The following is a 20,110-nucleotide window of genomic DNA, read 5'->3' as shown; positions in this document are numbered from 1 at the left end:
ACAGGTCCCGGTTGGGGGGCACGTATGGGAGGTTCACTTGAACAAGCGGTTTATCGCAGCGTCACTCGCGGCACTGGCAGTCGCGGCCTGCGGCGGCAATGGATCGAGCGGCGGTAGCGGCGGCGGACAGCAGCTGCAGATCGTCGGCTCCTCGACCGTCTATCCGTTCACGACTGCGGTTTCCGAGCAGTTTCAGCGCGCCAACCAGGGAATGAGCGCGATCGTCGAATCGACCGGCACGGGCGCGGGCATGAAATTGTTCTGCGCAGGCGTCGGCGACACCTTCCCGGACATGACCAACGCATCGCGGCGGATCAAGAAATCCGAGTTCGACGATTGCGCCAAGAACGGCGTCAAGACGATCATCGAGGTTCCGGTCGGCATCGACGGTCTTGCCCTCATCGAAGCGAACAACGCGCCCGGCTTCCAGCTCACCACCGCCGACGTCTACAAGGCCGTCGCCGCCAATCCGTTCGGCAAGCCGAACACGGCCAAGACCTGGAAGGACGTCAATGCGTCGCTGCCGGCCGTGCCGATCCGGGTCTTCGGTCCGCCGAGCACGTCGGGCACCCGCGACAGCTTCGCAGAGCTGATCCTGGAGAAAGGCTGCGAGAGCGATCCCGCGATGAAGGCACTCAAGGACAGCGACAAGGACAAGCACAAGGATCTGTGCACCAAGGTGCGCGAGGACGGCGCCTGGGTCGATGCCGGCGAGAACGACAATTTGCTCGTCCAGAAGGTCACCCAGGATCCGGGTGCAATCGGCGTTCTCGGTTATTCGTTCCTGGAGGAGAATACCGACAAGGTCCGCGGCATTCCGCTGAACGGCACCGCGCCGACCGCCGAGACCATTTCCAGCCTCACCTACCCCGGTGCCCGGCAGGTCTATCTCTACGCCAAGGGCGAGCATGTGAACGCCGTCCCAGGCATGAAGGAGTTCCTCGCCGAATATAGCCGCGCCTGGGCCAAGGGCGGCTATCTCGAACGTCGTGGGCTGATCCCGTCCCCCGCCGACGTGCAGGCAAAGGCCGTGCAGGCGGCCACCCAGCTGACGCCGCTGAATGGCGCCGAGCTCAAGTAAGTCGCGCCACTGTCGCATCTCTGTCGCGGAAAGGCGCTAGCCGCCTTTCCGCAGATGCTCGTTAAGAAGGACCGCGTTCGAAGGTGTCGTCGCTCGCTCTTTTCCTGATCGTCCTCGGTCTGGCCGCGCTCGGCTGGCTGATGGCACGCGCACGGGCGATGGCCTTCCGGCGCGTCGCCGGGGGCCAGCGTGCGCACTCGCTGCCCAATTACCATGGCTGGTACGTTGCGCTCTGGGCGGCCCTTCCGGCCCTGCTCTTTATCGCGATCTGGACCCCGGTCTCGGGCAATCTGGTCTCCGAGGAGGTGATGTCGAGCCCCGCAGCATCCAGCCTGCCGCCGTTCGAGATGCAGCGAATGGCAATTCTCCGCGAGGCGCGGGAGATCGCCGAAGGCGACCGTCCCGGCGGCTTCAACCCGCAATCGAGCGAGATCGCGACCGTCTACAAGAGCGCGCTTGGCCGGTACCGGATGATCGGGGCGGTGGTCGCGCTGCTGCTCGCCTTCGCCGGCGGCGCCTTCGCCTTCACCCGCGTCTCCCCGCATTTCCGCGCCCGCACCAAGGTCGAACGCCTCGTCATGGCCGCCCTTCTGGGCGCATCGACGATCGCGATCGTAACCACGGCGGGGATCATCGCCTCCCTGCTGTTCGAATCGGTCCGCTTCTTCTCGCTGGTCAATCCGCTGGAATTCCTGTTCGGAACCCATTGGAGCCCGCAAATCGCGATCCGGGCCGATCAGGCCGGCTCGTCCGGCGGCTTCGGCGCGATCCCGCTGTTCTGGGGCACGATCTTCATCGGCGCGATCATCGCGATGATCGTCGCGATCCCGCTCGGCCTGATGAGCGCCATCTATCTCACCCAATATGCCAAGCCCGCGGTGCGCAAGTGGATGAAGCCGCTGCTCGAGATGCTCGCGGGCGTTCCGACCGTCGTCTACGGCTATTTCGCCGCTCTGACCGTCGCCCCGCTGATTCGGGATTTCGGCAAGGCGATCGGGATTGCGAGCGCGACATCCGAGAGCGCGCTGGCCGCCGGCTTGGTGATGGGCATCATGATCATTCCGTTCGTGTCGTCGATGGCCGACGATTCGATCACGGCGGTACCGCAGGCGATGCGCGACGGATCGCTGGCGATGGGCGCCACGACGTCGGAGACGATCCGCAAGGTCATCGTTCCCGCCGCCTTGCCGGGGATCGTCGGCGGCGTGCTGCTCGCGGTCAGCCGCGCGATCGGCGAGACGATGATCGTGGTGATGGCCGCCGGCCTCGCCGCCAATCTCACCGCCAATCCCTTTGCCAGCGTGACCACGGTCACCACTCAGATCGTCCAGCTGCTGACCGGCGATCAGGAATTCGACAGCGCCAAGACGCTTGCCGCCTTTGCGCTCGGCCTGGTGCTGTTCATCGTCACCCTGCTCCTCAACATCGTCGCCCTGCGCGTCGTCAAAAAGTATCGCGAAGCCTATGAGTGAGACCGCGTCTCCGCGCGCCCCGACCGACTGGAAGGGCAATGCGATGCAGCGACGGATCCGCCGTCGTTACGCCGCCGAGCGCCGCTTCCGCTGGCTCGGCCTGGGCGCGATCCTGATCTCCGCTGCCTTTCTCGCCTTCTTGCTGGTGACCATGATCGGCAAGGGCGCCGGTGGCTTCCGCCAGACCGAGATCCGGCTCGACCTCGATTTTCCGCGCACCGGCCTGCTGGCATCCAGCACCGGTGGCGAGATCGAGGGCGCGGTCGCGGCGGCGGCGGACGCGCAGTTCGGCCCGGACGGCGCGCGGCTGTTGTCGGACTCCGCCTGGACCCGGGTGGAAAGGGCGATCGAGCGGGATCCCTCGCTGCTCCAGCGCAAGGAGACGTTGTGGCTTGCGGCGGCAACCAACGTCGACACCGCCTACAAGGGCAATGGCGACGCAGGATCGGAAGCGATCGTCTCCCGGCTCGACCAACGTGACGTCCTGCGCACCTCGTTCAACACCGATTTCCTGGTCTCGGCGGACGCGACGGATCCGGCTTCGGTCGGCATCTGGGGCGCATTCAAGGGTTCGCTGCTGACGATGATCGTCACGCTTGCGCTCGCCTTCCCGATCGGCGTTCTCTCCGCCGTGTATCTCGAGGAATATGCCAAGCGGAACCGCTGGACCGATTTCGTCGAAGTCTCGATCAACAACCTGGCCGCGGTGCCGTCGATCATCTTCGGTCTGCTCGGCCTCGCCGTCTTCCTCAACACCCTGCATCTGCCGCGCTCGGCGCCGATCGTCGGCGGCCTCACGCTGGCGCTGATGACGATGCCGGTGATCGTGATCGCCGGCCGCAATGCGATCAAATCGGTGCCGCCGTCGATCCGCGACGCGGCGCTCGGCATCGGCGCGAGCAAGGTCCAGGTGGTCTTCCACCACGTGCTGCCGCTCGCACTGCCGGGAATTCTCACCGGCACCATCATCGGCATGGCCCGCGCACTCGGGGAGACCGCGCCGTTGCTGATGATCGGCATGCGCGCCTTCATCGCCACGCCGCCGGCCGGCATCGCCGCGCCGGCAAGCGTGCTTCCGGTCCAGATCTTCCTCTGGTCGGACGAGGTCAGCCGCGGTTTCGTCGAGAAGACGTCCGCAGCGATCATCGTCCTGCTGGTGTTCTTGCTGGCGATGAACGGCCTCGCCATCTACCTCCGCAACAAGTTCGAACGCCGCTGGTGACAGAGATGAACGATATGCAGACCATGACCGCGGAGACTCGCCTCTCCAACGATGCCGCGCCCAAGATGACGGCGCGCGACGTCAGCGTCTATTACGGCGCGAAAAAGGCGATCGACTGCGTGTCGATCGACGTCAGCCAGGAACATGTCACCGCCTTCATCGGCCCGTCGGGCTGCGGGAAGTCGACCTTCCTGCGCACCCTCAACCGGATGAACGACACGATCGCCAATGCCCGGGTGGACGGCGCGATCGAGCTCGACGGCGAGAATATCTACGCGCCCTCGATGGATGTCGTGCAGCTCCGCGCCCGCGTCGGCATGGTGTTCCAGAAGCCGAACCCGTTCCCGAAATCGATCTACGAAAATGTCGCCTACGGGCCGCGCATCCACGGCCTCGCCGCCGGGCGATCGGAGATGGACGCGATCGTGGAGCAGTCGCTGAAGCGTGCCGGCCTTTGGGAGGAAGTCAAGGACCGCCTGCAGGAGAGCGGCACCGCGCTTTCGGGCGGCCAGCAGCAGCGCCTGTGCATCGCCCGCGCAATCGCGGTCGAGCCCGAGGTGATCCTGATGGACGAGCCGTGCTCGGCGCTCGATCCGATCGCCACCGCCAAGATCGAGGAGCTGATCCACGAGCTGCGCGGCCGCTACGCGATCGTCATCGTGACCCACAACATGCAGCAGGCGGCGCGCGTTTCGCAGCGCACCGCCTTTTTCCACCTCGGCAACCTCGTCGAATATGGCGAGACGTCGGAGATCTTCACCAATCCTCGGGTCGAGCGGACCAAGGATTACATCACCGGCCGCTACGGCTGAGGAGAGTTTGAATGGCCACGACGACCGGTCACACGATCAAGGCGTTCGATCAGGACCTCAACCAGCTGCGCGCGAACATCGCCGAGATGGGCGGCCTCGCCGAAGCCGCGATCGCGGATTCAATGCGCGCGCTGGTCCGCCGCGATCCCGATGCCGCCCGGATCGTGATCGAGAATGACGCGAAGCTCGATGCGCTCGAGGTCGAGGTCGAGCGCCTGGCCGTCCAGATCATCGCGCTGCGCGCCCCGATGGCGGACGATCTGCGTGAAGTGGTGGCGGCGCTGAAGATCGCCGGCCTTGTCGAGCGGATCGGCGATTACGCCAAGAACATCGCCAAGCGTGTCCACGCGATCGAGGGCAGCTCCGAGCTCCGCCCCTTGTCGCTGCTGCCCGAAATGGCGCGGATCACCGGCGAGATGGTCCACATGGTGCTCGACGCCTTCGTCCAGCGCGATTCGAAAAAGGCGGTGGAGGTGTGCGAGCGCGACCGTGCGGTCGACGATTTCTACAACAGCCTGTTCCGCACCCTGCTGACCTTCATGATGGAGGATCCGCAGAACATCACGGCCGCCACCCATCTTCTGTTCGTGGCCAAGAATCTGGAGCGGATCGGCGATCACGCCACCAATGTCGCGGAGATGGTCTATTTCGCGGCCACCGGTACCCATCTCGGTGAGCGCGAGCGTGGCGAGGATCCGGTCGGGCTCAGCTGATCCCCGGCGGGGCTCCCTGTGCCCGCAGCAGGTGCTTCTGCACCTTGCCCGCGGCGGTTCGCGGGAAGTCTGCGACGAAGATAAAGCTCTTCGGGACCTTGTAACCGGCCAGCCGCGCCCGACAGTGGTCGTCGAGTTCGCTCTTCGCCGGCGCGACTGCACCCGCGGCGAGGAGGACGAAGGCGATCCCGACCTCGCCCCAGAGTTCGTGCGGGACCGGCACCACCGCCGCCTCGGCGATCGTCGGATGCAGCGCGAGCACGCTCTCTATCTCGGCCGGAAAGACATTCTCGCCCCCGGAGATGAACATCTCTTTCCGCCGCCCGGCGATGTGGAAGAAGCCGTCGGCATCGCGCCGCGCGAGATCGCCCGACCGGAGCCAGCCGTCCACGGTGAAGGCTGCGCGCGTTGCGACGGCATCGTTCCAGTAGCCGGGGGTGACCGCAGGTCCGGCGAACAGCAATTCGCCGACCTGCCCGTCCGCGACGTCGTTGCCGTCGGCATCGACGATGCGGGTGCGGACCAGCAATTGCGGCCTGCCGACGCTCCCGATCCGCTCCCAGGCTTCGGCGGGCGAGGACAGCAATGCCGTCGGCCCGGTCTCCGTCATCCCCATGCCGTTGCACAGACGCAGGCCGAGATCCCGGCAGCGCAGCGCAATCCTGTCCGGTAGCGGCGCACCGCCACAGCCCCAATGTCGCACCCGTCCCAGCGGCACCGCCGCAAAGCGGGGATGATCGAGCAAGGCCTGATAGACGGTCGGGACGGCGAAGAAGGTGTCGATCCGCTCGGCCTCGAGCAATCGTACGATCTGCTCGGCGTCGAAGGTGGGCAGGATCAGCACGCGGCCGCCCTGGATCAGCGTCGGCAAGCTGTGGAGATTAATACCGGCGGTGTGGAAATTGGGCAGGAAATTGACGGTGCGGTCGCTGCCGGCAATGTCGATCGCAGTGCCGATGTTGACGAAGTTGGCGACTGCCATGCCGTAGGTGTAGATCACGGCTTTCGGCGTTCCCGTCGTGCCCGACGTGTAGATCAGATACCAGATGCTCTCGCTCGGCCAGGAATCGCGCAGGTCGAGTTCGGACACCGCCGCGACGGCCGCCTCATACTCGCTGTCCAGGCAGATCCCGTCCGGCGCGTGGCGAAGACCCGCAACCGGCCCGGCGCCCTCGGCATCGTGGAACAGCAGGCGCGGCGCACAATCCGCGAGCAACAGATCGAGTTCGGGCGGCGGCATCCGCCAGTTGAGCGGCACCAGGATGGCGCCGAGCTTGGCGCAGGCGAACAGCAATTCGAAAAAGGCGATGCGATTGCGGCAGAGGGTCGCCACCCGATCGCCGGCCCGAATGCCCCGTGCGGCAAGCAAGCCGGCCACCCTGGCGGCGCGCGTATCGAGCGCGCCATAAGTCAGCGCCCGACCGGATTCGATCTCCTCCAGCGCCACGTCGGCAGGGGCAAGCGACGCACGCTTGCGGATCAGATCCGGGACGTCGGCAGCAACGGCACGCGCAGCGCGGTCGGCACCGCGCAGCGACACGTCCGCGAGGCCGCAGCCGAGAAACACATCCTGGACCGGCTCTTCCGCCATCTCCCCTCCGGCGGGGAGGCTATCGCGAATGCAGGCCGGAGGACAGGCCTACTTGGCGGCGCCGAGCGCCTTCAGCACGGCCGGCGTGATCCCGCCGACCACCCGCTTGATGCCCTGGAAATTGGGGTGGACCCGGTCCGGCAGGTTGAGCGCGGCATCGCCGGCGACGCCGGCGAGGAAAAAGGGATAGAGCGGGGCGCCGTATTTGCGGGCGAGATCGGGGAAGATCGTGTCGTAATCGCGCCGGAATTGCGCACCGAGGTTGGGCGGGGCCAGCATGCCGGCGACCAGCACCGGAATGTTGCGACGCTTGAACTCGGCCAGGATCGCGTCGAGATCCTCGCGCGTCTGCCGCGGCGACAGGCCGCGCAGCATGTCATTTGCCCCGAGCGCGACGATCGCCAGATCCGGCTTCTGCTTGAGACCGTCGAGCGTCCATGCGAGCCGCGCCCGGCCCTGACCGGCGGTGTTGCCCGAAACCCCGGCATTGGTGACAAAGGCGCGCACGCCGTTGCGGCGCAAAGCGTCCTCGAGCTGCGGTGCGAAACCCTGGCCCGCGGGCAGGCCGTAACCGGCCGTCAGGCTGTCGCCGAACGCGAGAACATGAACGTCCCGCGCCGCAGCTTCGGTCGCTATTCCGGCGCTCATCAGCAGCAGCGCGTAGACAAGCCGCGACAGCACACCATATGCGAAGCGTAACGACATCGGATTTTTCTCCCCAACATGACCGGCTCCTACGTTATCGACGCTTCGAATGTCACGCTGTCGCTCGGCTCCGGCGCGGGCCGGGTCGAAATCCTGCGCGGCATCGGCCTTCAAGTCCCGAGCGGGCAAAGCGTTGCACTGCTCGGACCCTCCGGAAGCGGAAAATCTTCTTTGATGGCAGTGCTTTCCGGCCTGGAACGCGCAACCGGTGGGACGATCAGGATCGCCGGCGAAGACTTCACCCGATTGGGTGAGGACGGCCTCGCCAAGGCGCGCCAAGGCCGGATCGGCATCGTCCTTCAGGCGTTCCACCTGCTGCCGACGATGACCGCGCTCGAAAATGTCGCGGTGCCGCTGGAGCTTGCCGGCCGCGCCGACGCGTTCGAAACCGCACGGGCGGAGCTGGAATCGGTCGGACTGGGCCACCGCGTCACCCATTATCCGGCCCAGCTCTCCGGCGGGGAGCAGCAGCGCGTGGCGATCGCCCGCGCGATGGCGCCGCGGCCGCAGCTCCTGTTCGCCGACGAGCCGACCGGCAATCTCGACGCGGCCACCGGCCATGCCATCCTCGATCTGCTCTTCGACCGCCAGCGCGAGACCGCGGCGACCCTGCTCGTGATCACCCACGATCCGACCCTCGCCGAACGCTGCGAACGCGTTCTGGAGATGCAGGACGGACGGATCGCGAGGGACAGCCAGTGACCTTGCGCTCGGATCCTCCCCAGGACAGCGAGGGGGACGGTGCGCAGCATGGCGGTGGGGCCGGCACGGAATCCGGCGCAGCCCCTCTACCGCGCCCCGCGCAGTCCCCCTCCTCGTCCCGTGGAGGATTCGTTGCACTTCGCCTTGCATTGCGGGATCTGCGCGGCGGGCTGGCCGGGCTGCGGCTGCTCGCCGTGTGCCTGTTCCTCGGCGTTGCGGCGCTTGCCGGCGTCGGCTCGCTGTCGGCGGCGATCGTCACCGCACTCGCCGATCGCGGGCAGGAGATTCTCGGTGGTGACGTTCAGCTGAGCGTCGGCGGACGCGAGGCGACGGCGGAGGAGATTCGCGCATTTTCCGGTGCCGGGCAGCTCAGCCAGATCACCCGGATGCGGGCAATGGCGGCACGTCTCGACGGCACCGAGAGCGTCCTCGTCGAGCTCAAGGGCGTCGATGCGGCCTATCCCCTGTTCGGCAATTTTCGCCTTCAGCCCGGCGCGATCGCTGCGCGCCCGCACGGCAACCAGGTCGCGATCGGGGAAGAATTGGGCGATCGCCTCTCCGTCCGCACCGGCGACCGGATTCGCATCGGCGAGGCGAGCCTGATCGTTGTCGGCTTCATCGCCGAGGAGCCGGACCGCGTCGGCCAGGGCTTCACCCTCGGGTCGACCGCGCTGGTCGACCGCGACGGGCTCAAGGCGACCGGCCTCGTTCAGCCCGGCAGCCTGTTCACCAGCGCCTACCGTCTCCGTCTGCCGCCCGGCGCCGACCCGGAGACCGTGGCCAAGCGGCTTGCCGACCGGTTCAAGGATGGCGGCTTCCAGGTCCAGGACCGTTCCAACGGCGCCCCCGGCACCCGCCGGTTCATCGAGCGGCTAGGGCAGTTCCTCACTTTGGTCGGGCTAACCGCGCTGATCGTCGCCGGCATCGGCGTCGGCAACGGAGTCACCTCGTGGCTCGATCAGAAACGCGGCACGATCGCGACGCTGAAATTGCTCGGCGCATCGAGCGGCACGATCTTCCTGTCCTACCTGATCGAGATCGCCGTCGTCGCGGCGGTGGCGATCGTCGCCGGCCTCGCCGCAGGCGCGCTCGTTCCGGCCGTGGTGCTGCAGATCGCCGGCGACGCCTTGCCGGTGCCGCCGACACTCTCCTTGTACCCGCTGCCACTGCTGGCGAGCGCCGGTTACGGCCTGCTCATCGCCCTGGTCTTCGCGCTGGTGCCGCTCGCCCGCGCCCGGACAGTGCCGGCTGCGAGCCTGTTCCGGGGCAGCCTCGAGCCGCTGCGGCGGCCCGGCTGGCTCTCGATCGCCGGCGCGGCGCTTGCCGCAGCCGCGATCGCCGGGCTTGCCATCGGCACCGCCCGCGAGCCCGGCTTTGCCGCCGGCTTCGTCGGTGCGGCGCTCGGCCTGCTGCTGCTGCTCGTGCTGCTCGGCAGCGCGATACGCTGGCTCGCCTCGAAGCTGCCGCGGCCGCGCAATCCGTTGCTCCGGCTTGCCCTGTCGAACCTCCACCGGCCCGGCGCACAGACAGGGCGGCTGGTGGTTGCACTCGGCCTCGGCCTGACCCTCTTCACGACTCTGGCCGTGATCGAAAGCGCGCTTTCGGGACAGATCCGATCGACCATCCCGGCCAAGGCGCCGAGCTTCTTCATGCTCGACATCCCCTCGGAGGAGGTCGGCCGCTTCCGCACCATGGCCGAACGCGCCGCGCCGCGCGGCGACCTCGTCACCATCCCGTCGCTGCGCGGCGCGGTCGTCGCGGTCGCAGGCAAGCGAGTCGCCGACATGACCGATCTGCCGCCGGAAGCCTGGTTCCTGCGCGGCGACCGCGGGCTCACCTACGCCGCCGATCTTCCGGAAGGCTCGCGGATCGTCTCGGGGCGATGGTGGCCGCGTGATTATCAGGGACCGCCCCTCGTCTCGCTCGACGTCGAGGCGGCGCGCTCGGTGGGGCTCAAGCTCGGCGACAGCATGACCGTCTCGATCCTCGGCCGCGACATCGAGGCGAAGATCGCGTCGCTGCGCGAGATCAACTGGGACACGATGGGCTTCAACTTCATCATCGTCTTCTCGCCCGGTGCGCTCGAGAGCGCGCCGCACAGCTTCATGGCGACCCTGTCGATGCCTGCGGCGGAGGAAAGGCCGTTCGCCAATGCAGTCTCGCGCCAGTTCCCGACCGTCTCGGCGATCCGGGTCAAGGACGTGGTCGAAACTGTCGCCGACATGCTCGGCCAATTGTCGGTGGCGGTCCGCGCTGCTGCCTCGGTCGCGATCCTTGCCGGGATCGCAGTCCTGGTCGGCGCGCTTGCCGCCAGCCGGCGCGCCCGCACCTATGACAGCGTCATCCTCAAGCTGCTCGGCGCGACCCGCCCGCGCATCCTCGCCGCCCAGGCACTCGAATTTGCGGCGCTGGCGCTGATCGTCAGCGTCATCGCCTTCGCGATCGGCACCGGCGCCGGCTGGTATGTCGTGGTCGAAGTGCTGGAGCTCGAATGGACTCCCGACTGGGCGATCGTCGCCGGAACGCTGGGTGCCGGCGCCTTGGTGACCCTGGTGCTCGGGCTTCTCGGATCGCTTCCGGCACTTGCGGCACGTCCGGCACGGGCATTGCGCAGCCTCTGATCACCCCCCCTTCGCCTCGCGCGCCGGAGCGTGTAAAGGCGCGGGATGAACGAGACGCTCCGCACCGCCGCCCAGCCGGCATATTCCGAAAGCGCCCAAAGGCTCCTCGCCCGCGCGCCGGCTTTGTTCATCGATGGGGAGTGGACCGCGTCGACCGGCGACGCGACCATCGCCGTCCATGACCCCTCGACGGGGCGGGAGATCGCGACGATCGCCGATGCTACCGCGGACGACATCGACCGTGCGGTCGCCGCGGCCCGCCGGGCGTTCGACGACGGCCGCTGGACGGGGCTGTCGCCGTATCAGCGCGAGCGGCTGATCCACGGCCTGGCCGATCTCATCGAGCAGCATGCCGCGGAACTCGCCGAGTTGGAATCGATCGACAACGGCAAGCCGCTGGCGTCGAGCGCCGGGTACGACATTCCCCGGTCGGTCTCGACCCTGCGCTACATGGCGGGCTGGGCGACGCGGCTGACCGGCGAGCATCTCGATCCAGCCAATTTCCCGTCGGGCGCCGTCCACGCCTACATCCGCCGCGAGCCGGTCGGAGTCTGCGCCCAGATCGTGCCGTGGAATTATCCGCTGATGATGGCGGTGCAGAAGATCGCGCCGGCGCTCGCCGCCGGCTGTACGATGGTGCTGAAGCCCGCCGAGCAGACGCCGCTGACCGTGTTGCGGCTTGCCGACCTGATCGTGCAGTCCGGAATTCCGGCGGGTGTGATCAACATCGTCACCGGCTATGGCGAGACCGCCGGCGATCGCATGGTGCGCCATCCCGACGTCGACAAGATCGGCTTCACCGGCTCGACCCATGTCGGCAAGCTGATCAGCCGCGCCGCCGTCGACACGCTGAAGCGGGTCACGCTGGAGCTCGGCGGCAAGTCGCCGGTGATCGTGCTGCCGGACGTCGACATCGGGCAGGCCGCGAACGGCGCCGCGCGGGCGATCTTTTCCAATGCCGGGCAGGTCTGCATCGCCGGATCGCGCCTGTTCGCCCATCGCAGCATCTTCGATCGGCTGATCGAGGCGGTCGCGAAAGATGCCGCCGGCTGGACGGTCGGCCCGAGCCTTGCGCCCGGCACGAGGATGGGCCCACTGGTCTCGGCGGAGCAGCATGAGCGCGTGCTCGGCTATATCGACTCTGGCCGGCGGGAAGGCGCCTCGGTGCTCGTCGGCGGCGACACGCCCGGTGGAGACGGCTGGTTCGTCAACCCGACCGTGCTCGTCGACGTCACGCCCGAGATGAAGGTGGTGCGCGAGGAGATTTTCGGTCCCGTCCTCGCCGCCCAGCGCTTCGACGATCTCGACGAAGTCGCCAAGGCTGCGAACGACACCGTGTACGGCCTCTCCGCCAGCATCTGGACCCGCGACCTTTCGGCGATGCACCGCCTTGCCGCCAAGCTGAAGAGCGGCATGGTGTGGGGCAATTGCACCTCGGCGGCGGATAGCTCGATGCCGTTCGGCGGAGTCAAGCAATCCGGCCTCGGCCGCGAGGGCGGACGGATCGGCATCGAAGCCTATACCGAGCTCAAGACCGTCGGCATCATGCTTTGACCGTCTCGCCGCGGGAGACGGTCGCAATTGGCTGGTTGCGGCGCTTTCTGCGGTGAGGCACGATGGCCTCGCCTTTGGGGGAGGCTTCTATTCGCGCGCGAGTCCACGATCGCCGAGATGCGCTGACGACCGGAGGATGGGCCGGTCGACTGATGCGGTTTGCGCTCGGCCTTGCCGGAGTGGCGCTGTCCGCACCGGCAATGGCCGCCACCGCCGATGACCTGTGCGCCGCCACTGTCGCACGGCCCGCGTTTCCGCCGGAGCAAGCCCTGGTGTCGGCGGCGGAGCAGGTCGAGCAGCACCTTCGCATCGGCGACGGCTCCTCGCTTGACCAGGCCGTTCGCACCCTCGACATCGAGGCGAACGGCGCCGGGCGCCCGACCCGCCGCAGCCTGGCGCTCTATTGCGCCGCGGCCGGCGAGACGATGCGGCGCTCGCCCGACGGCAGCCAGGCACAGGCACAGGCGTTCCTGACCACCGCCTTCCGCGCCGCCGGCGCCGAGGCTCCGGACCTTTCGGCGCTGGCGGCTTATCGGCTTGGGCTGGTCGCGCTTGCCGGCCCGGGATCGGGTACGACCCGCGGCAGCAGCGATGAGGCGAGTCTGCCGCGTGGGGGCGGCGAGGTCACCGCCGCCGAACTGGCGGCGGCGGAGCGAAGCGAAATCGACAGTTGCGGGGATCTTTCGGACCGCAACCTGGCGAGAACCACCAACGCCTATCTGTCGATGATCGCGCTGCAATGTGCCGCCGCCCGCGCGCTTCGCAACGGCGACGCGACGCTGTCGAGCCTGGCCGGCCTGCGGCTCGCGCGCTTCTGGCTCACGCTCAGCCGCAGCCCGGCGGAGGATCGCGAAGCGATGCGCAAGGCGGGGATCGAAGCGGCGCTTCGGACGATGCCGGCGGCCGGCGCGATTACCGCGCCGGCGCTCCGCGGCGAGGTGATGGGGCGGCTGCTTGCCGTCGTGATCGAGCTCGGCGGCACCGAGGCCGGGGCGGTGGAGCGCGGTATCGCCGCGATGCGCGAGAGCCAGCAACCGGATTCGGACGCACTCGCCTTTGCCGCCGAAATCGAGGCGCGGCTTGCCTTTGCACAAGGTGAGCCGGCGCGTGCCATCACGCTCGCTGAGCAGGCGCTACTGCTGGAAAGCCGCCGTCCGCTCCCCGCGCGGGTGCCGGGCCTGTATCTGCTGCTCGCGGCCGCGGATCCGGTGAATCGTGAGCGGTACAGCGCCGCGGCACTGGCAGCGCTCGAGACTCTGCGGCCGCTGCTGCCGCGCCTCGATCCGCTGACCGAGGAATCGACCTTCGCTCTGTACATGCGCGACGTCTTCGAACAGGCGGCCGACGTCGCCCTTGCCGGCGGGGACCCCGCCCGCATCGAAGCCGCGCAGATCATCGTCGAAGCCTCGCGCCAGGCCGAGTTGCAAAATGCCGTCGGCAGCGAATGCCTGCCGCCGCGCGACGCACTGAAGCCGCAGGATCTCGCCGCCGGAGAGATCGTACTCTACCCGCTGCTGCTTCCCGATCGCATCGAATTGCTCATCCTTTCGGGTGACCAGCCGGGCGGCGCCCGCACCTTTCGCAGGCTGGCACCGGATCGCAGCGCCAACCGGGATGCGGTCGGCCGGCTGGTCGAAGCGATGGTATTGTCCACCACCTATGGCGACGACGAGGCATGGCGGGCACCGGCACGGCGGCTCTACCAATTGCTGATCGCACCGATCGAGGATCAGCTCGGGGCCGGATCGGTAATCGCCATCATTCCCGACGGGCCGCTGCGCGCTTTGCCCTTCGCGGCCCTCGTCGACGCCGACGGCCGCTTTCTTGCCGAGCGGACCCGGGTCGTCGTCGCGCCGGCGCTCGCCTATCTCCAGCCCGGCGAGATCCGCGGACGCCGGCCGGCCCGCATCGTCGCGGCCTCGCTCCAGCACAGGGTGCGCCTCCCGGCCGGTTCGTTCGCGGCGCTGGCCAGCACGGCCGCGGAAGCCGACATCGCCGCCGCCAACGGTGCGCCCGGCGAGCACCTCGCCAATTTCAAACGCGCCGATCTGGTGCAGGCGATGGGTTCGGGAGACGTCGACATTCTCCATCTCGCCACCCACGCGTCGTTCGACGGCCGATCGGACCGCGCCTTCATCGTCGCCAACGGCGAACTGATTCGACTGCGGGAGCTGCGCGACATCATCGGCGGCAATCACAAGCGGGGCGAATCGCTGGATCTGCTTGTGCTCAGCGCCTGCGAGACCGCGGTCGGCGACGACGAAGCCAGCATGGGTCTCGCCGGAGCGGCGGTTCAGGCCGGCGCGGTCAGCGCCCTCGCCTCGCTTTGGCAGGTCGACGATTCCGGCACCGGAGAATTGATGCGCCGATTTTACGCCGCTTACGGCAGCGGGCGCTCCCGATCGGACGCCTTGCGCGACGCCCAGCTGGCGATGATCCGCGGCGGCGGCGCGCAGGCTCGCCCCCACATCTGGGCCGCCTTCACCTTGCTGGGGGCGTGGCGGTGACCCCCCGCCTGCTTGCGGCCCTGCTGCTCGGCTGCGCCGGCGCTTCGGTCGCGCAGGCGCCTCCCGCAACGGTCATCGATCCGGATCAGACCGCATCCTCCACGCTCGGCACCCAAGTCGCGACCAACGGCAATGTGACGACCATCGACGGTGGCCGGGTGGCGGGAACGAACCTGTTCCACAGCTTCGCCCAATTCGATCTCGCCGCCGGAGACGCTGCGCGGTGGACGTTCAGCGCCGGAGATCCGGGCGCGATTTCGAACGTGGTCAATCGGGTGACCGGCGGCGCTCCCTCGCGCCTGTTCGGGACGCTCGACAGCAGCGCGCTGCCCAGCGCCGATTTCTACTTTCTCAACCCGGCCGGCGTGATCTTCGGCCCCGAGGCACAGCTGAACGTCCCGGCCGCCGCACATTTCTCAACCGCCGGCACATTGCATTTCTCCGACGGCTCTGCATTTGCCGTCACCACGCCGGCGGGATCCACCCTGTCGGTCGCAGCGCCGGAGGCGTTCGGATTCCTCGGCAGCGAAGGCGTGATCCTGGTCGACGGAACCAATGCAGCGCTGCTGCCCGACGACTCGACGCTGTCGCTGGACGCTTCCGAGATCCACATCCGCGACGCGACGCTGACCGGCGGCGGCTTTCGCCTCCATGCGGCCGGAACCGACGCGGGGATTGCCCGGCTCGAGGGCGGCTCGGTCGGCACCGGAGCCGTCATCCTGGAGAATTCCTTTCTGATCACGACCGCCGCCGCCCGCGCCGACGGATCGATCTCGGTCGCCGGCGGGGCGGTGTCGCTCGAGAGCAGCGCCCTGTCAGCTTACTCGTCGCCCGCGGCGCAAGGCGGCGCAATAGGACTGTTGGCCGACACGCTGGCGCTGAACGGCGCTTCCAACATCATGACGACGGGCAATGATGGGACCTCGGCAGGCGACATCACCATCACCGCCCGGAGCATCGAACTGCTTGGCGGCTCGGTGGTTGCCTCGCGCAGCAGCGAAGTCGGTGCGCCGGGCACGATCTCTCTTGCCGGAGAGGAAATCCGGCTTGCGAACGGCGGCATCGTCTCCGAGGCATTCGGCAGCGGCGATGCCGGGATCGTTCAACTTGCTGCCACGCGCGCCATCCGCTTCGACGATTTCTCGTGGATCTCGACGGACTCCAACGGCTCCGGCGACAGCGGCGCCGTCCTGGTCCAGACGCCGCGCCTCGATCTCACCGACAGCTACATTTCGGCCGACGCGCTGGGGGACGGCGATGCGGGCGGCGCGGCGGTGGAGGCGGGCGACGCGACGCTCGTCCGATCCTACATCACCTCCGATTCCTATAACACCGGCGTCGGCGGGCTGGTCGAGCTGACGGTACCGGGAACCCTTGCCCTCCACGACGCATCCTATGTCACTTCGAATGCCTATGCGTCGGGCGATTCGGGCGGCGTGCTGATCGGCGGCGGGGCGCTGCTGCTCGACCGCAGCAGCATTCTCGCCAGCGCCTCCGGGGACGGTGAAGCCCTGGTGGTGGCGATCGAGCTCCGTGATCGCCTGCGCCTCGAGAACGGCGCCAGGATCGCTTCCAACACGCTGGGCCGCGGCGCGGCGGGCGGAATCCTGATCGAAGCGCCGCAGGTGGAGCTCGTCGCCAGCGCGATCGGCTCCGAAGCCCTGGGCGAGGGCGATGGCGGGCTGGTGTCGATCGAAGCCTCACGATCGGTTTCTCTCGACGACGGTGCCACGTTGAGCTCGGACACATATGGCAGCGGCGAGGCCGGCGGCGTTTCGCTGACCGCCGGCGATCTGCGCATCGCCGGGCAAAGCCGGATCTCGTCGGACGCGCTCGGCAGCGGAGACGGTGGCAGCCTCGATATCGCGGTGGGGAACGAGCTGACCCTCAACGACGGCGGCATCTCCGCCGACGTCAGCGGCACCGGAAAGGGTGGCGGCGTCACCGTCACCGCCCGCACCATCGACATGAGCCTCGGTTTCATTTCCGCCGACGGCGCGCAGACCGCCACCGGCAACGGCGGCGACGTGAGCGTCAAGGCCGACAGGCTTTCGATGGAGACGTTGAGCGCGATTACCTCCGACGCGCGCGGTGAGGGCGACGGAGGCAATGTTGCAGTGAGCGTCGGGCGCCTCGCAATGGCCGGCCGCTCGAGCATTTCGTCGCTGACGCTCGGCGTGGGGCACGCCGGATCGGTGAGCCTGCAGGGTGGGACGGCGAGCCTCACCGATGCATCGATCAATTCGGACGCATTCGGCTCCGGCGACGCCGGGGCCGTGACCGTCGATGTCGCCGCGCTCGACATGTTCCGGAGCGGGATCAGCTCCGAGGCGATCGAAGGCGGGGATTCGGGAACAGTCGACGTCAAGGTGGCCGGCACCTTGACCCTGCGCAACGCCGGCATCGGCACCAACACCCTCGGCGCGGGTGCTGCGGGAGACGTCACGATCGAGGCCGGCGCAATCCGGATGTCGGACGGCAGCGCGATCAGCTCGAAGGCGCTCGAGCTCGCCACGGGCGCGGGTGGCAACATCGACATCAAGACCGGCGACTTCGCAATTCTGGAACGGTCGATCGTCACCACGTCGCTTTCTAACCCGAACCCGGCGGGCAATGTCGTCATCGAGGCGACGAACCTGCTCGTCTCCGGAGCGGGATCCGAGATTTCGAGCGAGAATGAGAGCGACTTCGAAGGCCCGGCCGGAAGCGTGCTCGTCAGCGGCCGCAACATCACGCTTGCCGAAGGGGGTCGCATCTCCACCAATTCCGCCAATGGGTCCGCCGGCAACATCCTGCTCGACATGCCGTCCGACGGGTTCCTCATCCTGCGCGGCGTCACGGCACCAGGCGTCCTCGAAACATCCTCCGGCCCCGGCACGGGCGGGCTGATCGTCATCGCCAGTCCGTTCGCCGTGGTGTCGCACGGCGGCGACATCCTTGCGCTCGGTCAAAGCGGCGGGGCGAACGTGCTCATTTCGAGCAAGTATTTCATCGCCTCGGCCGACCGCCTCAACCGCGTCGAAGTCGACGGAGATCTTCAGTTCGACAATGCCATTTACGACGTCAGCGCCGGAACCGTCTCGCCCGATCTGTCCCTGATCGATGCCTCGGCAATCCTGCGCGGCCAATGCCCAGCCGTGCGCGCCAGCGGCGCGCTCAGCCAGCTCTCGATCCGGCCGACCGGGCCCTATGCCGCAGGCACGCCGAGCGGCACGGTGCCGACACCCGGGCAGGCACCATGCCGATGAGCCTCGCCCGCTTCGGCGGGCTCGTCCTAGGCCTTGCGCCGGCGGGGCTTGCCCAGGCGCAGACGGGCCCTGAAGCCGTGCGTGAGCGCACCGGTCCCCAGGCCGAGCCGCCGCCCCTGCCCGACTGGACCGCGCCCAAGAGCCTGCCGCTGGTGCCACCGGCGAGCCGCCTCACGCCTCCGTCGGCCGCGGCGGACTCGCACCGGATCCGCCGGATCGCGGTTGCGGCCGAGGCGTCGAGCGGCGGCGGGATACCCCCTCGACACTGGCAGCCGCCGGCGGCCGACACCGCCGGGCTGCGCCTCGATCATCGCCGCGGGGAGCCCCTCGGCGCCGCATGGATCGAGCGGCAGTTCGCACAGAACGGCCTCCCTGATCGCGACGGCCGCATCTCGTCTGCAATCGCGCTGGTGCAACTGCTCAACCGCGCCCTGGTCACCGCCGGCTTCGTCAATTCGGGGCTGCTCGTTTCGGAGAGGTCGCGGATCGCCGATGGCATATTGGAGCTGCGGCTGATCGAGGGCCGCCTCGTTCCGCCCGATCCGGACCGCGAGGCGATCAGCGTCGAATTCGCCGGCGGCAAGGACAAGGGTCTCGGCGGAGAGTATGTGCGCCGCCGCTTCCCGTCCGCGCAGGGCGCGCCGCTCAGCGCCTTCGCGATCGAGCGGGATTTCCGGTTGCTGGCAGAAAGTGCCGGCATCCGGACGATCAACGCGGACCTCCGCCCGGGTGCGCGGCCCGGCGAAGCGAGCCTCCATGTGCTGGTCGAACCGGAGCGGCGCGGCGACATCAGTCTTGGTTACGCGAACGACCGCTCGCCGGCGGTCGGCAGCGACCGGCTTTCCGCCGCCGGCTATCTGCGCAACGCCTTCACCAGCGGCGATCTGGTCAGCGCCGAGATCGGCTATACCGAAGGCGTGGAGGATGCCCAGATCAGTTACGCGACGCCGTTCCTGTCGCCGCGCACGAGCCTGACGGTGCGCGGCAGCTACAACGACGCGGCGGTGATCGATCGCCCGCTCCTCCCGCTCGATATCCGTGCCGAGGATCGCGCGGTCGAAGGGGGCTTCGTCCATCGTTTCGTCGAAGAGCCGCTCGCGCCCGGTGCCGTGCCTGGCCGCTGGTCTCCGTCCCGCACCCTCTCCGCCGGCCTGCTCTTCGGCTATCGCAGCCAGCGCAGCTTCCTGTTCGGCGAGCCATTCTCGTTCGCGCCGGGATCGAAGGACGGGCGCAGCCGCTACGGCGTCGTGCGGCTCACCGGCGACTACGTCGTCCGCGGCGTGAAGCAGGTCCTGGCGGTCTCCGCGACCGCAAGCATGGGGCTCGGCGGCACCCGATCGGACCTCCCCGGCATCCTCAATCCCGATGCGCATTTCCTCGCCGGCCTCGTGCAGGCCAATTATGCCCGCAGGCTCGGCCCGCCGGGTCTCGAGCTTCGTGCCCGGCTTGCGGGACAGATAGCGAGCGGAATCCTTTATTCGGGCGAGCGGCTATCGATCGGCGGCCAGGGGACGGTGCGCGGCTATCGCGAGAATTCGTTCCTCGTCGACCAGGGCGCGATCGGCTCCGCCGAGCTCGCCTGGAGCTTCGACCTTGCCGGCCAGGCGGCTGACGGCAAGCGATTTGCCTGGGGCGCTTTCACCGCCTTGCTGTTCGCAGACGCGGCCTACGCAGACAATCAGGCGGCGCCGCAGCCACCGCGCAGCTTTATCGCCGGCCTCGGCGCCGGCCTGAGCTGGACGCCTTCGGACGCGATCACGCTGTCGGTCGCACGTGGCGAGGCCCTGCGCGATGTACCCCGTTCCGGATCAAAGGATCTGCAGGACCAAGGCTGGCATTTTCGAATATCGGTGCAGCCGCTGCGCCTGATCGGCGGATAAGG

General features: G+C 68.3%; 13 protein-coding genes. 11 read left to right on the top strand and 2 right to left on the bottom strand.

Translation table 11 applies throughout. The features are described from left to right. Positions 1 to 37: 37 nt before the first annotated feature. The 5 genes from C7I55_RS06435 (at position 38) to phoU (ending at position 5,300) form a co-directional block, all read left to right on the top strand. Positions 38 to 1,081, top strand: a complete 1,044-nt coding sequence (locus C7I55_RS06435; protein WP_233222079.1) for a substrate-binding domain-containing protein — start codon at positions 38 to 40, stop codon at positions 1,079 to 1,081. 83 nt (positions 1,082 to 1,164) lie between these two features. Beyond that, positions 1,165 to 2,553, top strand: a complete 1,389-nt coding sequence (pstC, locus tag C7I55_RS06430; RefSeq protein WP_106512061.1) for a phosphate ABC transporter permease subunit PstC — start codon at positions 1,165 to 1,167, stop codon at positions 2,551 to 2,553. Further along, positions 2,546 to 3,775: a phosphate ABC transporter permease PstA gene (gene pstA / locus C7I55_RS06425; protein ID WP_233222078.1), complete on the top strand. Its 1,230-nt coding sequence runs from the start codon at positions 2,546 to 2,548 to the stop codon at positions 3,773 to 3,775. The genes pstC and pstA overlap by 8 nt, the downstream gene beginning before the upstream one ends. Before the next feature lie 14 nt (positions 3,776 to 3,789). Continuing rightward, the gene (gene pstB / locus C7I55_RS06420) at positions 3,790 to 4,587 is read left to right on the top strand and encodes a phosphate ABC transporter ATP-binding protein PstB (RefSeq protein WP_408640586.1); all 798 of its coding nucleotides are present in this window, start codon (positions 3,790 to 3,792) and stop codon (positions 4,585 to 4,587) included. A gap of 11 nt (positions 4,588 to 4,598) precedes the next feature. Beyond that, positions 4,599 to 5,300, top strand: a complete 702-nt coding sequence (gene phoU, locus C7I55_RS06415; RefSeq protein ID WP_106512060.1) for a phosphate signaling complex protein PhoU — start codon at positions 4,599 to 4,601, stop codon at positions 5,298 to 5,300. Here the strand turns inward: phoU and C7I55_RS06410 are convergent. Both C7I55_RS06410 and C7I55_RS06405 read right to left on the bottom strand, forming a co-directional pair. Then, entirely contained in the window at positions 5,293 to 6,891 is a 1,599-nt protein-coding gene (locus tag C7I55_RS06410) for an AMP-binding protein (protein WP_106512059.1), read from the bottom strand. The genes phoU and C7I55_RS06410 overlap by 8 nt on opposite strands. 48 nt (positions 6,892 to 6,939) lie before the next feature. Next, positions 6,940 to 7,596, bottom strand: a complete 657-nt coding sequence (locus C7I55_RS06405; protein ID WP_106512058.1) for an arylesterase — start codon at positions 7,594 to 7,596, stop codon at positions 6,940 to 6,942. A gap of 18 nt (positions 7,597 to 7,614) precedes the next feature. On the opposite strand from C7I55_RS06405, the gene C7I55_RS06400 reads away from it, so the two are divergent. The 6 genes from C7I55_RS06400 (at position 7,615) to C7I55_RS27700 (ending at position 20,108) form a co-directional block, all read left to right on the top strand. Then, the gene (locus C7I55_RS06400; protein ID WP_106512057.1) at positions 7,615 to 8,298 is read left to right on the top strand and encodes an ABC transporter ATP-binding protein; all 684 of its coding nucleotides are present in this window, start codon (positions 7,615 to 7,617) and stop codon (positions 8,296 to 8,298) included. 149 nt (positions 8,299 to 8,447) lie between these two features. Next, positions 8,448 to 10,919 (top strand): ABC transporter permease, encoded by a 2,472-nt coding sequence (locus C7I55_RS06395; RefSeq protein ID WP_106512056.1) that lies wholly within the window; start codon positions 8,448 to 8,450, stop codon positions 10,917 to 10,919. 45 nt (positions 10,920 to 10,964) lie between these two features. Next, the gene (locus tag C7I55_RS06390) at positions 10,965 to 12,473 is read left to right on the top strand and encodes an aldehyde dehydrogenase family protein (RefSeq protein WP_106512055.1); all 1,509 of its coding nucleotides are present in this window, start codon (positions 10,965 to 10,967) and stop codon (positions 12,471 to 12,473) included. Between the two features lie 152 nt (positions 12,474 to 12,625). Then, positions 12,626 to 14,980 (top strand): CHAT domain-containing protein, encoded by a 2,355-nt coding sequence (locus C7I55_RS06385; RefSeq protein WP_158266308.1) that lies wholly within the window; start codon positions 12,626 to 12,628, stop codon positions 14,978 to 14,980. Continuing rightward, positions 14,977 to 18,228: a two-partner secretion domain-containing protein gene (locus tag C7I55_RS06380; RefSeq protein ID WP_158266307.1), complete on the top strand. Its 3,252-nt coding sequence runs from the start codon at positions 14,977 to 14,979 to the stop codon at positions 18,226 to 18,228. The genes C7I55_RS06385 and C7I55_RS06380 overlap by 4 nt, the downstream gene beginning before the upstream one ends. Beyond that, the gene (locus tag C7I55_RS27700) at positions 18,225 to 20,108 is read left to right on the top strand and encodes a ShlB/FhaC/HecB family hemolysin secretion/activation protein (protein ID WP_146150941.1); all 1,884 of its coding nucleotides are present in this window, start codon (positions 18,225 to 18,227) and stop codon (positions 20,106 to 20,108) included. Before C7I55_RS06380 ends, C7I55_RS27700 begins: the two co-directional genes overlap by 4 nt. Positions 20,109 to 20,110: the final 2 nt, after the last annotated feature.

This window comes from Allosphingosinicella deserti, assembly GCF_003012735.1.
Taxonomy (GTDB): Bacteria; Pseudomonadota; Alphaproteobacteria; order Sphingomonadales; family Sphingomonadaceae; genus Allosphingosinicella; species Allosphingosinicella deserti.
The sequence above is the reverse complement of the archived record's forward strand: the minus strand, read 5'-3'. Positions and strand labels throughout refer to the sequence as shown.